This window comes from Kineococcus mangrovi (genome assembly GCF_041320705.1).
GTDB classification, from domain to species: Bacteria; Actinomycetota; Actinomycetes; order Actinomycetales; family Kineococcaceae; genus Kineococcus; species Kineococcus mangrovi.
This window is the reverse complement of sequence record NZ_JBGGTQ010000005.1, coordinates 317,543-330,830: the sequence shown is the minus strand read 5'-3', so window position 1 is coordinate 330,830 and position 13,288 is coordinate 317,543. Positions and strand designations below refer to the sequence as shown.

The following is a 13,288-nucleotide window of genomic DNA, read 5'->3' as shown; positions in this document are numbered from 1 at the left end:
CGACCCTACGTGCCCGGTCTCACTCCGTCCGCAGGGCCACCACCGGGTCCAGCCGCCCGGCCCGCCGCGCGGGGAAGACCCCGAAGAAGATGCCGACCGCGGCGGAGACGACGAAGGCGACGACCGGGCTCCACCACTCGATGACGGCCGGCAGCGGGGACACCTCGTTCACGCCGATCGAGACCGCGACCCCGATGAGGATGCCGATGACGCCGCCGACGCTGGTCAGCAGGACGGCCTCGACGAGGAACTGCACGAGGACGTCGCGCTGGCGGGCCCCCAGGGCCTTGCGCAGCCCGATCTCCCGGGTCCGCTCCCGGACCGAGACGAGCATGATGTTGGAGACCCCGACACCGCCCACGAGCAGGGAGATGCCCGCGATCGCGGCCAGCACCGCCGTCAGCAGCCCGAGGATCTGCCCGATGACGCCGAGGATCTGCGTCTGGGTGACCGCCGAGAACGTCTGGTCGGGGTACTCCGCCTTCATGGCCTGCCACAGCCGCTCGGACAGCTGCGGCACCGTGGCCGCCGACGGCGCCTTGACCGCGAAGGCGTCGACGCGGTCGAGGGAGAACAACCGCTGGGCGGTGGTGATGGGGACGTGGATCTCGTTGTCGAGGGAGACCCCGAAGCTCTCGCCCTGCTCGGCGAGCACCCCGATCACCTGGAAGCGGGTGCCCGAGATCGTCACCTGCCGCCCGACGGGGTCGGTGCCGGGGAACAGGTTCCGCGCGGCCGCCGCCCCCAGGACCGCGACGCGACGGCGGGAGTCGACGTCGACGGAGGTGAAGTACTGCCCGTCCGCGACGGGGCGGGTCAGGACCTGCGGCAGGTTCTGGTCCGCGCCCTGGATCGTCGTGAACTGCTCCCGGGTGCCGGCCCGCACCTGCGCCCCCGTGGTGACGCGGGCCGTGACGGCGCGCGGGTCGCCGACGACGTCGGCGAGGACCTCACCGTCCTTGACCTGCATCGTGGACGTCGCGGCGGCGTTGTTGCCGAGGTTGTTCGTGTCGAACTGCCCGGGCACGACGAGGATGAGGTTGGAGCCCAGGCCCTCGACCTGCCGCTCGATCTGCTGACGGGCCCCGGAGCCGATGGAGACCACCACGATGACGGCGGCGATGCCGATGATGATGCCGAGCATCGTCAGCAGGCTGCGGACCCGGTTGCCGCGCAGCGCGTCGAGGGCGACGCGGAACGCCTCCCAGCCCTTCACGCGCGCACCGCCGAGTCGTGCTCGACGAGCCCGTCGCGCACCCGCACCTGCCGGCGCGCGCGGCCGGCGACCTCGTCGTCGTGGGTGACGAGGACGACCGCGACACCGCGTTCGGAGTTCAGCTCCTCCAGGACGCGCATGACCTCCGCGCCGTTGCGGGAGTCCAGGTTCCCCGTCGGCTCGTCGGCCAGCAGGATGCGCGGCTCGCCCACGAGGGCGCGGGCGATGGCCACGCGCTGCTGCTCCCCGCCGGACATCTGGGTGGGGCGGTGGGTCAGGCGGTGCCCGAGGTTCACGGCCCGCAGCGCCGCGGCGGCCCGTTCGCGCCGCTCGGCGACCTTGACCCCGCGGTACAGCAGGGGCAGGCCCACGTTGTCGAGGGCGCTGGAACGCGGCAGCAGCTGGAAGGCCTGGAACACGAAGCCGATCTCCCGGTTGCGCAGCGCGGCGAGCTCGCCGTCGGACAGCTCGGCGACCGTGCGCCCACCGACGCGCAGCACCCCCGACGTGGGGCGGTCCAGGCAGCCGAGCAGGTGCATGAGCGTGGACTTGCCCGATCCGCTGGGCCCGATGATGGCGGCGTACTCGCCCTCGGCGACGGTGAAGCTGACCCCGCGCAGGGCCTGGACGGTCGTGTCCCCGAACCGGTAGGAGCGGGTGACGTCGACGGCCTCGATGGCCGCCGCGCTGCCCGCCGCGCTGCCCCCGGGCCCGGGGCGGGCCCCCGGCAGGTCGGACGGTCCGGTCCGGTCGGTGGTGCCGTGGGTCACGGGACCTGCTGCCCCGCGCTCACGTCGGCGGCACCGTCGGTGACGACCGTCTCGCCCTCGCGCAGCCCCTGCGCGACCTCCACGTCGGCGTCGCCGCGGACCCCGACGCGCACCTCGCGCCGCTCGGCCTGCCCGTCGCGGACGACCCACACGCTGTCGGAGTCCTTCGACCCGTTCGGGGACCCGGCGCGCACGATCGCCGAGGCGGGCACCTCGACGACACCGCTCACGCTGCGCACCACGAGGGAGACGGTGGCGCTCATGCCCGGCAGGGGCGTCGCCGCCGGGGCACCGTCAGCGCCGGTGCCGCCGTCGTAGCTGAGGCGGACGGTGTACGTGACCCCGCCACCGCCGCCGCTCCTGGCGGTGGGGTCCACGCTCGTCACGGTCCCGTGGTACGTGGCGCCCTCGACGGCGTCCACCATCACGTCCGCCTCCACCCCGGGCTGCACCTGCAGCACGTCGGTCTCGTCGACGTCGGCGGTCAGGCTCAGGGTGGAGGCGTCGATGACCGTGACGAGCGTGGCGCCCTGCGACACCGCGGCCCCCTGGGCCAGCACGGGCGCCCCGGCCGCGGCGGCGGCCTCCCCCCCGGCCCCGCCGGGCAGCGACACCCCGCTGCCGGCGAGCAGCTGCTCGGCCCCCGCCGGCAGCGCGGACCCGCCCCCGCCGCCGGAGGAGCCCAGCGAGACCCGCCCGGAGATGGGCGCCGTCACCGTCAGCGCGTCCACGGTGGCCTGCGCGGCCGCGACCGCGGCCCGCGTCTGCACGCGCTGGGCCGACCCGAGGGAGGCCACGGCGGTGTCCAGGCTGCCCAGACCGGCGTTGACCTGGTCCACGAGGGCCTGCGTCTGGGAGGCCAGCAGCTCGTACTGGGTCCGGGAGGACTGCACCGCCGCCAGGGCGGCCGCCTGGGCGGTCGGGTCCGGGATCGCGCGGGCCTGCGCCTCGGCCTGGGCGAAGCGGGCCTCGGCGTCGCGCTGGGCCGCGCGCTGCTGGGCCGCCAGCTGCTTCGGCGTCACCGCCGCCCCCGCCCCCGAACCGCTGCGCGCCGCCTCGGCGTCGGCCGAGCGCGCCCGCTCCAGCGCCTGCACGGCGGAGGGGGACTCAAGGGTCATGAGCACCTGCCCGGCCTGGACCTCCTGGCCGTCGGTGACCGCCAGGGTCGCGACCGTGCCGGCCGCGGGGGCCGTCAGGACCGCCGAGGCCCGCGGCTGGACCTGACCGGCGGCGTCGACCACCTGCTGCACGTCGCCGCGGGTGACCTCGCCGGTGCCGATCGTCGCCTCGTCCTCACCCGAGCTGCACCCCGCCACGACCAGCGCGGCCAGCACCCCGGACGCCGCGAGGGACAGGCCCCGGGCCGCGCGCCGGGCGCGCCGCCGGGGACCGGACGGGGTTCGGGGGTGGGTGAGGGCTCGCACGCGGTCACACTAAGCGTTCACCCGGCCCGGGGAGTCCCCCGCAGGGCGGGGTGGGAGGCACCTCACGTCCACCCTGCGTCGCACGCGCCCCGCGATCCCCGGCGCCCTGTCCTACCCTCGCGACGGTGAGTGAGATCGTCGCCCTGTACGACCCGGCCGACACCACCGGCCGCGTCACCGGCAGCGCACCGCGCACCGAGGTCCGCGCCCGCAACCTGCCCCACGCCGCGACCGGTGTCCTGCTGCGCCACCCCGACGGCCGGGTCCTCCTGCACCGCCGCACCGACGTCAAGGACCTCAACCCCGGCGCCCACGACTGCCTGGCCGGCGGCGTCGTGGGGGCCGGGGAGGAACCGCTGGACGCCGCCCGCCGCGAACTGCGCGAGGAACTGGGCCTGGACCTGCCCCTGTCCCCCGTCCTGACCCGCTGGTACCGCGACCGGAGCACCCACCACCTCACCTTCGTCCACGAGGCCCGGTGGGACGGCAGCGCGCTGAGGCTGCAGCCCAGCGAGGTCGCCGACGCCTGGTGGGAGGACCCGGCCACGGTGCGAGAGCGCCTGGACGACCCCACGTGGCCGTTCGCGCCGGACACCCGTGAGCTCCTGGCCCACTGGCCGCGGTGGTGGTGCGACCCCGCCGGCCGCTGAACGCACCGCGGACCGCACCCCGCCGGAGCGGGGTGCGGCCCGCGGTGGGACCGGGTCAGCAGCAGGTCACCTCACAGGTACTGCCCCGTGTTGGCGACCGTGTCGATCGACCGGCCCGCCTCGGTGCCCTTCTTGCCCTGCATGAGGGTGCGGATGAAGACGATCCGCTCCCCCTTCTTGCCCGAGATGCGCGCCCAGTCGTCCGGGTTCGTCGTGTTCGGCAGGTCCTCGTTCTCCTTGAACTCGTCCACGCACGCGCTCATGAGGTGCTCGACCCGCAGGCCCCGCTGCCGCGCCGTCAGCAGGTCCTTGATCGCCATCTTCTTCGCGCGGTCGACGATGTTCTGGATCATCGCCCCGGAGTTGAAGTCCTTGTAGTACAGGACCTCCTTGTCGCCCCCGGCGTAGGTGACCTCCAGGAACTCGTTCTCCGGGGTCTCGGTGTACATCCGCTCCACCGTGGCCTGGATCATCGCGTCCACCGTGGACTGCGCGCTGCCCCCGTTGACCGCGAGGTCCTCGGAGTGCAGCGGCAGGTCCGCCGTCAGGTACTTGGAGAAGATCTGCCCGGCGCTCTCGGCGTCCGGCCGCTCGATCTTGATCTTCACGTCGAGGCGGCCGGGCCGCAGGATCGCGGGGTCGATCATGTCCTCGCGGTTCGAGGCGCCGATGACGATGACGTTCTCCAGCCGCTCCACCCCGTCCAGCTCGCTCAGCAGCTGCGGCACGATCGTCGTCTCCACGTCGGAGGACACCCCCGACCCGCGGGTGCGGAACAGCGACTCCATCTCGTCGAAGAAGACGACCACGGGCGTGCCGCCGCTGGCCTTCTCCCGTGCCCGGGCGAAGATCAGCCGGATGTGCCGCTCGGTCTCCCCGACGTACTTGTTGAGCAGCTCCGGGCCCTTGATGTTGAGGAAGTAGGCGTTGGCCTGCGTCTGCCCGCGCAGCTCGGCGGCCTTCTTCGCCAGCGAGTTCGCGACCGCCTTGGCGATGAGCGTCTTGCCGCACCCGGGCGGGCCGTACAGCAGGATCCCCTTCGGGGGCCGCAACCCGTGCTCGCGGAACAGGTCCGCGTGCAGGAACGGCAGCTCGACGGCGTCGCGGATCGCCTCGATCTGCGGGCCCAGCCCACCGATGTCCTCGTAGTTGATGTCGGGCACCTCCTCCAGGACCAGCTCCTCGACCTCGGCCTTGGGGATGCGCTCGAAGGCGAACCCCGACCGGGTGTCGACGGTCAGGGAGTCCCCCACGCGCAGCGGCCCGTCCAGCAGCGGACCCGCCAGGCGCACCACGCGCTCCTCGTCGGCGCGGGCCAGCACCAGGGCCCGACCGTCCGTCAGGACCTCCTTGACCGTGGCCAGCTCACCGGTGCGCTCGTAGTCGAACGCCGCCACGACGTTCATGGCCTCGTTGACCATGACGTCCTGACCGGGCTGCAACGCCTCCACGTCCACGGCCGGGCTGACCGCCACCCGCATCCGGCGACCGGCCGAGACGATGTCCACCGTCCCGTCCTCGCCGCCGACCTGCAAGAAGGTGGCGAACTGGGCCGGCGGCTGACCGAGCCGGTCGACCTCGGACTTCAGGGCGACGATCTGGTCGCGGGCCTCGCGCAGCGTCGAGGCCAGCCGGTCGTTCTGGGCGTCGACCTGGGCGAGCCGGGTGCGGGCCGCCCCGAGCTGTTCCTCGAGAGCGGCGAGGTGGCGGGCGTCCCGCTCACCGCCACCGCCGAAGCGGCGTGTGGGCTCGGTCATGGCGCATCTCCCGTCCTGGGTGGTGCATTCGACCCTAACCCGCGCACCACCGATCGCGCGGCGGCAACCGGACGACGCGCCGCCCCGCACCCGGCAGCACCCGCCCGCCCCGGGCACCGGTCGGGGACACTGGTGGCGCACCACCCCACCGCGCCACCCCACCGCACCGACCCCGGAGGACACCCGTGACCGCGACCGAGCAGGAGCCGAGGCAGGACCTGGCGCACTGGGCCGCCCGCGCCGCCGCTCTCGACGCCGCCGACCCCCTGGCCGGCCACCGCGACGAGTTCCTCCTCCAGGCCGCTCCCGCCGTCTCGGCCTACCTGGACGGCAACTCCCTGGGCCGTCCCCTGCGCGCGACCGCCGCCGCCGTCGACGCCTTCGTCCACCACGAGTGGGGCGGGCGGCTCATCCAGGGCTGGTCCGGTGATGCCCACGTCCCCGACGGTGGCTGGATGGACTGGCCCCTCGACCTCGGCGACCGCATCGGGCGCGCCGCCCTGGGCGCCGGGCCCGGGCAGAGCGTGGTCGCCGACTCCACCACCGTCCTGTTCTACAAGCTCGTGCGCGCCGCCGTCGGCCACGGCCTGGCCCGGGGCCGCGACGAGGTCGTGGCCGACACCGGCAACTTCCCGACCGACCGGTTCGTCCTGGAAGGCGTCGCCGCCGAGCACGGGGTGACCCTGCGCTGGATCGAGACCGACCCGGCCGCCGGGATCACCCTGGAGCAGGTCCGCGCCGCGGTGGGCCCCCGCACCGCGCTGGCCACGTTCAGCCACGTCGCCTACCGCTCCGGGCACCTCGCCGACGCCCCCGGCATCACCGGCGCCGTCCACGACGCCGGCGCCCTCGTCCTGTGGGACCTGTCCCACTCCGTGGGGTCCGTCCCGCTGGAGCTGGACGCCTGGGGGGTAGACCTGGCCGTGGGGTGCACGTACAAGTACCTCAACGGCGGCCCCGGCGCCCCGGCGTTCGCCTACCTCGCCGCCCGCCACCACGGTCTCCTGCGCCAGCCCGTGCAGGGCTGGATGGGGCACGCCGACCCCTTCGCGATGGGTTCGGGCTACGAACCGGCACCCGGCGTGCGCCAGCTGGTCTCCGGCACCCCGCCGATCCTGGCGATGGTCCCGGTCCGCGCCGGCGTCGAGCAGCTCGAACGGGCCGGCATCGACGCGGTCCGCGCCAAGTCCGTCCTGCTCACCGGGTTCGCCCTCGACCTCGCCGACGCCCTGCTCGTCCCCCACGGAGTGCACGTCCTCAGCCCCCGCGACGGGGCCCGGCGCGGGGGGCACCTCACCGTCGGCGCCGGCACCAGCGGCGCCGACTTCGCCGACCTCACCCGCCGGTTGTGGGCCGGCGGCGTCGTCCCGGACTTCCGCACCCCCGACGGCATCCGGCTCGGCCTGGCGCCGCTGTCCACCAGCTTCGTCGAGGTCCTGGAGGGGATCGTCGCCCTCGAACGCCTGGTCCGGTCCGCGTGAGCGCCGCCGGCTCCCAGAACACGCGCGCGGTCGAGGCGGGTGTCGTCACCGACTTCACCCGCGACATGTCCTACGGCGCCTACCTGCACCTGGATGAGCTCCTCAGCGCCCAGCACCCCCTGAGCGTCCCCGAGCACCACGACGAGCTGCTGTTCATCGTCCAGCACCAGACGTCGGAGCTGTGGCTCAAGCTCGTCCTGCACGAACTGCGCTCAGCCGTGGCGGCCATCGCCGCCGACGACCTGCAGACCGCGTTGAAGAACATCGCCCGCGTCAAGCACATCCAGCGCACCCTCACCGAGCAGTGGTCCGTCCTGGCCACCCTCACCCCCACCGAGTACGCCCAGTTCCGCGGGTTCCTGGCCAACTCCTCCGGTTTCCAGTCCCAGCAGTACCGGGCGGTGGAGTTCTTGCTGGGCAACAAGAACGCCGCGGTGCTCGACGTCTTCGCCCACGACGGGTCCCGGCACGCCGAGCTGGCCGACCTGCTGCACGCCCCCAGCCTCTACGACGAGTTCTTGCGCTTCCTGGCCCGCCGCGGGCACGCCGTCCCCGCCGCGGTGCTCGAACGCGACGTCACCTGCGCCCACGTCCACACCCCCGCCCTCGTCCCGGTCCTGCGGCGCATCTACGAGAACGCCGGTGAGTTCTGGAGCGAGTACGAGGCCTGCGAGGAACTCGTCGACCTGGAGGAGAACTTCCAGCTGTGGCGGTTCCGCCACCTCAAGACCGTCGAACGCACCATCGGCTTCAAACGCGGCACCGGCGGGTCCTCCGGTGTCGACTTCCTCGCCCGCGCGCTGAACCTGACCTTCTTCCCCGAGCTGTACGCCGTCCGCACGGAGATCGGCTCGTGACCCCCGCCCCGCCCGGCCTCGTCGCCGTCGCCGCCCCCGGCGTCCTCGCCGGCTCCCGCACCGCCCGCGAGGTCTTCGACACCGCCCTGCGCTCCCGCCGGCTGCACGGCTCCCTCGTCCTGACCGCCGACGCCGACGAGTTCCGCGCCGCCTGCGCCACCGCCGCCGCGACCGGGGAGTTCCTCCTCGTCACCGGCGACGACACCCCCGCCGACGAACTCCTCGCCCACCTGCCCGACGACGCGACCGTGGTCCGCGTCGACCTCGACGCCCGCGACGTCGACCCCTCCCACCGCGTCCGCCGCCACATCCGCTGGCGCGGCACCGCCGGGCTGCGGTTCGCCGTCGACGACTGGTACTTCCAGCGCACCTCCCCCGCCACCCGCGTCGACTACGGACCCGACCCCGACCAGCACGCCCACCTGCGCCTGCCCGACCCGGACGTCCACGGCCCCGGACCCCACCCCCTCGCCGTCCTCGTCCACGGCGGGTACTGGCGCTCGCGCTGGGAGGCCGACACCCTGCACGCCGCCGCCACCGACCTCACCACCCGCGGCTTCGCCACCTGGAACCTGGAGTACCGCAGACCCGACCGGCACGGCTGGGACGCCACCACCGCCGACGTCGCCGCCGGGTACGCCGCGCTCGCGGACCTCCCGGGCCCGCTGGACCGGGCCCGGCTGGTCACCCTCGGGCACTCCGCGGGCGGGCAGCTCGTGGGTCGCCTCACGGCCGACCTGCCGGCGGCGGGCAAGCCCGCGCTGACGGTGTCGCTGGCCGGGTGCCTGGACCTGCACTCGATCCACGCCCGCGCCCTGTCCGAGCACGCCGTGGCCGGGGCGCTGGGCGGGACACCGGCGCAACTGCCGGACGTGTACGCGGCCTCCTCGCCCCTGGCGCGCCTGCCCCTGGGGGCGCCCGTGGCGGTCGTCTGCTGCCGCGGTGACGACCCGGACCTGCTCGACGCCTCCCGGCGCTTCGCCGCGGCGGCGCGGTCGGCGGGTGACGAGGTGCACGTGGTGGAGGACGAGGGCGACCACTTCTCCGTCGTGGACCCCTCCTCGACCGTGTGGGCGGCGGTCGTGGACCTGCTCGACCCGCTGCGGCGGGGCGACGTGCAGGGCTGAGGGCCTGTCCGTACCCTCGTGCCGCACGACCGGACCACGGTCGGTCGGTGGAGGACGGGAGCGGGGCGATGTCGTCGGTCTCGAGGATCGACGGGTTCCAGCGTCGGCACTCCGTCGTCGGTTACCCCCTGGCGGTCCTGTACAAGTTCTTCGAGGACCAGGGCGTCTACCTCGCCGTCATCATCACCTACTACGGCCTGCTGAGCCTCGTCCCGCTCCTGCTGCTGCTGTCGACGGTCCTGGGGTTCGTGCTGCGGGGGAACCCGGGCGCGCAGGAGGCGATCGTCAACTCGGCCGTCTCCCAGCTCCCGGTCATCGGGCAGGAGATCGGCAACCCCGGCACCCTCGGCGGCGGCGGGTTCGGCCTCCTCATCGGCATCACCGGCGCGTTGTACGGCTCGCTCGGGGTGGGGCTGGCCGTGCAGAACGCGGTGAACGTCGCCTGGGGCATCCCCCGCAACGAGCGGCCGAACCCGTTCAAGGCGCGGTTGCGGGCCCTGCTGCTCACGGTGACCGCAGGGTTGTTCGTCCTCGGGACGACGGTGCTCAACGTCGCGGTGGGCGACCTGTTCGGTGACGCCGGTCCCCTGCCCTCCCTGGCCAGCAGGGCCGCCTACACCGTCCTGGCCGGGGTGGGGTTCACGATGGCGTTCTGGCTGGCCGCGGCCCACCGTCCCCCCTTCCGGGTGATCCTGCCCGGGGCGGTCGTCATGGCGGTGCTGTGGCAGTTCCTGCAGTCCACCGGTCAGGGTCTGGTGACCCTGGTCTCCGACCGCAGCAGCGTGTCCAACCAGGTCTTCACCGCGGTCCTGGGGCTCATCGTGTTCCTGTTCATCACCTCGGTCTGCGCCGTCCTGTGCGTCGAGATCGACGTGGTGCGCAGCCGCCGCCTCTACCCCAGGGCCCTGCTCACTCCGTTCACCGACGCCGTCGAACTCACCGACGGTGACCAGCGGGCCTACACCCGCATCGCGAAGGCGCAGCGGCACAAGGGTTTCGAGCGGGTCCACGTGGAGTTCGGCAGCTCACCCCTGCAGCAGCGGCGCGCGGCCGAGGCGGCCGGCCAGGAACGAGCAGACGGTGATCTGGAGCGGGTGGTAGAGGATGACCGGTAGCGCGACGAGACCCACGACGTGGGGGTCGAACAGCACCGTCGCCATCGGCAGCCCCGTCGCCAGCGACTTGTTCGACCCGCAGAACGCGATCGTGACCCGGTCGGCGCGGTCGGCGTGCCACAGCCGCGGCGTCCACCACGTCACCGCGAGCACGGCGGCCAGGAACACCGCCGCGCACGCCAGGACGACGACGACCTCCCCGGCCCCGACCTCCTGCCAGACCCCCTGCCGGACCCCGCGGCTGAACGCGGCGTAGACGACCGCGACGATGACGCCGCGGTCCAGCACCCCCAGGCGCCGGCGGTGCGCGCGCAGCCAGTCCCCGACCCAGCGGCCGGCGACCAGACCCAGGAGGAAGGGCGCCAGGAGCTGCAGCAGGATGCGCCCGACGGACCCGGCGTCCGGGCCGGCCCCGGAGGACCCCAGCAGCAGCGCGGCCAGCAACGGGGTCAGACCGATGCCGGCGAGGTTGGACACCGTCGCGCTCACCACCGCCCCCGGGACGTTCCCGCGCGCCAGCGCGGTGAACACGACGCAGGACTGCACGGTCGAGGGCAGCGCGGCCAGGAACAGCAGCCCCGCGAGGAGACCGTCGTCCAGCAACCCCCCGACGAGGAACGCCAGGAGCAGGCCCAGCAGCGGGAACAGCAGGAACGTCGTGGCCGCCACCGCTCCCTGCAGGCGCCAGTTCCGCAGCCCCGCGACGGCCTCGGCGGGCGCCATCCGGGCGCCGTAGACGAAGAACAGCAACCCGACACCGAGGGTGGTCCCCCACGAGAACCCGGTGGCGACGGCGCCGCCGGCCGGCACGAGCGCGGCGAGCAGGACGGCCAGCAGGATGGCCACGACGAAGGGTTCCAGGCGTCGCAGGACGGGGACCTCGGACCAGCGGCGCACCCGCGGAACCCTACTGCCGCGGTCCGTGGTCCCCGCCCAGGGCCGGCCGGACGACGAGGCGGCCGTCGGTGGCCGGTCCCAGGACCGAGCGCGCCCAGCGCACCCACGGGCCGCTCGGCGGGGCCCGGGTGCCGGTCGCGTCCCCGCGTCCACCGCGTCCACCTCGTCCACCGCGTCGTCCCGGTGGCCGGGGTGCGGCACAGTGGCGCCATGACGCGTCCGCTGATCGACGTCCACGCGCTGCGGCAGGAACTCGCCGGGGACGACCCGCCCGTCCTGCTCGACGTGCGCTGGGCCCTCGGTGGTCCCGACGGTGCGGCGGAGTACGCCGCGGGCCACCTGCCCGGCGCCGTCTACGTCGACCTCGACACGCAGCTGTCACGTCCGCGCCGGGCCGGTGAGGGCCGGCACCCGCTGCCCGGTCCCGCGGCGCTGCAGGAGGTCCTGCGCGACGCGGGCGTCCGGTCCGGTTCGCGCGTCGTCGTGTACGACGCGGCCACGTCGACGAGCGCGGCGCGCGGCTGGTGGGTGCTGCGGTGGGCGGGGCTGGCGGACGTGCGGGTGCTCGACGGCGGGCTGGCGGCGTGGACGGCGGCCGGGTTCGCCGTGAGCACGCAGGTGCCGCTGCCCGACCCGGGCGACGTGCAGGTCGAGCCGGGTGCGCTGCCCGTCCTGACCGCCGGTGAGGTCGGCGACCTGGCCCGCACCGGCACCGTCCTGGACGCCCGCGCCCCCGAGCGCTACCGCGGCGAGGTCGAACCCGTCGACCCCGTGGCCGGGCACGTCCCGGGCGCGGTGAACGCCCCCACGACGGCGAACGTCACGGCCGCGGGCGCGTTCCTGCCGGCCGCCGACCTGCGGTCCCGGTTCGCCGCGCTGGGCCTGGGCCCCGACGCCGTCGCCGGCGTGTACTGCGGATCAGGGGTGACGGCCGCGCACACGCTGCTGGCCCTGGAGGTCGCCGGGTTGTCCGGGACCCTGTACCCGGGGTCCTGGTCGGAGTGGGTCACCGATCCGTCCCGGCCGGTGGCGACGGGCGCCGGCCCGGGGTGAGCACCGTCGAGCGGGTCGCGGACGGGGGCAGCACCGTCGTGCACCGCGTGCGCAGCCGCGGCAGGACGTGGTACCTGCGGTTCGGCGAGGAACCCGAGGACGACCTGTGGACCGACGCGGAACTGCACGCCCGGCTGCTGGCCGCGGGGGTCCCCGTCCCGCGGTTCGTCGCGGTGGCGCGGGTGGCGGACGCGGACCGCTGGGCCGCCCTGACGACGGAGGTCCCCGGGGCCGCGCTCGCGGACGTGCGCGACGCGCCCGCGGTGCTGGAGGCGGCGGGCCGGCACCTGCGGACGGTGAACTCCTTCCCCGTCGAGGGTTTCGGGTTCGTGCTGCGCCGGGGACCCCGGTGGCCCCTGCGGGCGGAGTTCGCCACCCACGAGGAGTTCGTGCGCTCGCACCTGCCCGACCCGTGGCCGGGGCGGCTGAGGGCGCTGTTCACGCCCGAGGAGCTCGACGGGTTCGCGACCCTCGTGGCCGAGCAGGTCGCGCTCGACGTCGCCCCGCGGCTGGTGCACGGGGACTTCGACGTGACGCCGGTGTTCTGCCGCGGCCCGCGGTTGACCGGGATCATCGACTTCGGGGAGGCCAGGGGCGCCGAACCGTGGTTCGACCTGGCCCACTTCCTGCTGCACGACGGTGAGTGGCTGCCCGCCGGTCTCCTGCCGCACCTGCTGCGCGGGTACGGACCGGCCGTCGGTGCGGACGCCCTGCGGCGCAGCGCCGTCCTCCTGGGCCTGCGGCAGCTGTGCCGGTGGTTCGGGCCGCTGCGCGACCTGCCCGCGGCCCACCCGCAGGTGCAGCACCGGGTGGCGCGGCTGCGCGAACTGCTGACCGGTGACGGTGTGGAGGTGCCGGGCGGCGGCGCCGGGAACGATCCCAGGCAGGCTCCCCGGCCCCTCCCCCGCCCCCTGCCCGGGCCACCGGCCAGCGTGTAGCGT

General features: G+C 74.6%; 12 protein-coding genes. 7 read left to right on the top strand and 5 right to left on the bottom strand.

Annotated elements, in window-relative coordinates:
- Positions 1 to 19: 19 nt before the first annotated feature.
- From AB2L28_RS12930 to AB2L28_RS12920, 3 genes are read right to left on the bottom strand one after another with little or no spacing between them, the layout of a single operon-like run.
- Positions 20 to 1,216 carry an ABC transporter permease gene (locus tag AB2L28_RS12930; protein WP_370719371.1) on the bottom strand — a complete coding sequence of 399 codons (1,197 nt, stop codon included), beginning with the start codon at positions 1,214 to 1,216 and terminating at the stop codon, positions 20 to 22.
- Entirely contained in the window at positions 1,213 to 1,947 is a 735-nt protein-coding gene (locus AB2L28_RS12925; RefSeq protein ID WP_370719453.1) for an ABC transporter ATP-binding protein, read from the bottom strand. Before AB2L28_RS12925 ends, AB2L28_RS12930 begins: the two co-directional genes overlap by 4 nt.
- A gap of 35 nt (positions 1,948 to 1,982) precedes the next feature.
- The gene (locus AB2L28_RS12920) at positions 1,983 to 3,410 is read right to left on the bottom strand and encodes an efflux RND transporter periplasmic adaptor subunit (RefSeq protein ID WP_370719370.1); all 1,428 of its coding nucleotides are present in this window, start codon (positions 3,408 to 3,410) and stop codon (positions 1,983 to 1,985) included.
- Positions 3,411 to 3,535: 125 nt separating this feature from the next.
- On the opposite strand from AB2L28_RS12920, the gene AB2L28_RS12915 reads away from it, so the two are divergent.
- Positions 3,536 to 4,060, top strand: coding sequence for an NUDIX domain-containing protein (locus tag AB2L28_RS12915; RefSeq protein ID WP_370719369.1), 525 nt, complete (start codon positions 3,536 to 3,538; stop codon positions 4,058 to 4,060).
- Between the two features lie 71 nt (positions 4,061 to 4,131).
- Here the strand turns inward: AB2L28_RS12915 and arc are convergent, their stop codons facing one another.
- Positions 4,132 to 5,817: a proteasome ATPase gene (gene arc, locus AB2L28_RS12910; protein WP_370719368.1), complete on the bottom strand. Its 1,686-nt coding sequence runs from the start codon at positions 5,815 to 5,817 to the stop codon at positions 4,132 to 4,134.
- 218 nt (positions 5,818 to 6,035) lie between these two features.
- Here arc and AB2L28_RS12905 point away from each other — a divergent pair, with 218 nt between their 5' ends.
- The 4 genes from AB2L28_RS12905 to AB2L28_RS12890 are packed head-to-tail and all read left to right on the top strand — an operon-like array spanning position 6,036 to position 10,397.
- Positions 6,036 to 7,298 carry a kynureninase gene (locus tag AB2L28_RS12905; RefSeq protein ID WP_370719452.1) on the top strand — a complete coding sequence of 421 codons (1,263 nt, stop codon included), beginning with the start codon at positions 6,036 to 6,038 and terminating at the stop codon, positions 7,296 to 7,298.
- Positions 7,295 to 8,155 carry a tryptophan 2,3-dioxygenase gene (kynA, locus tag AB2L28_RS12900; protein WP_370719367.1) on the top strand — a complete coding sequence of 287 codons (861 nt, stop codon included), beginning with the start codon at positions 7,295 to 7,297 and terminating at the stop codon, positions 8,153 to 8,155. Before AB2L28_RS12905 ends, kynA begins: the two co-directional genes overlap by 4 nt.
- Complete coding sequence (locus AB2L28_RS12895) at positions 8,152 to 9,282, top strand: alpha/beta hydrolase (RefSeq protein ID WP_370719366.1); 1,131 nt, start codon at positions 8,152 to 8,154, stop codon at positions 9,280 to 9,282. Before kynA ends, AB2L28_RS12895 begins: the two co-directional genes overlap by 4 nt.
- A 47-nt stretch (positions 9,283 to 9,329) precedes the next feature.
- A complete protein-coding gene (locus tag AB2L28_RS12890) occupies positions 9,330 to 10,397 on the top strand; it encodes a YihY/virulence factor BrkB family protein (protein WP_370719365.1) in 1,068 nt (355 codons plus the stop codon).
- Here AB2L28_RS12890 and AB2L28_RS12885 read toward each other — a convergent pair.
- A complete protein-coding gene (locus AB2L28_RS12885; RefSeq protein ID WP_370719364.1) occupies positions 10,308 to 11,294 on the bottom strand; it encodes a bile acid:sodium symporter in 987 nt (328 codons plus the stop codon). The two genes, AB2L28_RS12890 and AB2L28_RS12885, sit on opposite strands and share 90 nt — an antisense overlap.
- A 210-nt stretch (positions 11,295 to 11,504) precedes the next feature.
- Here AB2L28_RS12885 and AB2L28_RS12880 point away from each other — a divergent pair, with 210 nt between their 5' ends.
- Positions 11,505 to 12,347 carry a sulfurtransferase gene (locus tag AB2L28_RS12880; protein WP_370719363.1) on the top strand — a complete coding sequence of 281 codons (843 nt, stop codon included), beginning with the start codon at positions 11,505 to 11,507 and terminating at the stop codon, positions 12,345 to 12,347.
- A complete protein-coding gene (locus tag AB2L28_RS12875; protein WP_370719362.1) occupies positions 12,344 to 13,285 on the top strand; it encodes an aminoglycoside phosphotransferase family protein in 942 nt (313 codons plus the stop codon). Before AB2L28_RS12880 ends, AB2L28_RS12875 begins: the two co-directional genes overlap by 4 nt.
- Positions 13,286 to 13,288 lie beyond the last annotated feature (3 nt).